At 58.0% G+C, this 581-nt stretch carries 1 pseudogene; it reads right to left on the bottom strand.

Features of this window, described 5'->3' with window-relative positions:
* Positions 1 to 11: 11 nt before the first annotated feature.
* Positions 12 to 581 (bottom strand): annotated as a pseudogene (gene argD / locus WH277_RS01140) (bifunctional acetylornithine/succinyldiaminopimelate transaminase); the annotation flags it as partial.

Here is a 581-nt window from a genome sequence, read left to right as displayed (position 1 = left end):
CCCCACGGCAATCAGCCCAGGACTTTCTCCACTGCCGTGGCAAACCGCGCCATACCTTCGGCAATATCGGTCGGTTCAATGACCAGCGAAGGCGCAAAACGCATTACGTCAGTTCCGGCAACCAACACCATCACACCGGCTTCTGCCGCCGCATTAAGAATATCGCGCGCACGACCGGCGTGCTGTGATTTCAGCTCCGCGCCAATCAGCAGGCCTTTGCCACGGATATCGCTGAACAGGTCGAAACGGGCATCCAGCGCCTGAAGCGCATCAACAAATAGCTGACGGCGCTCTTCCACACCGTCCAGCACCTCTGGCGTATTGATGATATCCAGTGCTGCTTCAGCGACCGCGCAGGCCAGCGGATTACCGCCATAGGTGGTGCCGTGCACGCCAGGCGCCATGACCGATGCAATATCGTTAGTCGTTAACATGGCACTGACCGGGAATCCCCCCCCCAGCGCTTTGGCGGTGGTAAGAATATCCGGCTGCACGCCGTAATGCTCATACGCAAACAGTTTACCGCTGCGGCCCATGCCGCTTTGTACTTCATCCAGAACCAGCAGCGCATTATGTTCATC

The sequence above is a fragment of the Erwinia sp. MYb416 genome (assembly GCF_037479575.1).
GTDB lineage: Bacteria > Pseudomonadota > Gammaproteobacteria > Enterobacterales > Enterobacteriaceae > Erwinia > Erwinia rhapontici.
Note: the sequence above shows the minus strand (reverse complement) of the source record. Positions and strands in the feature narration are given on the sequence as shown.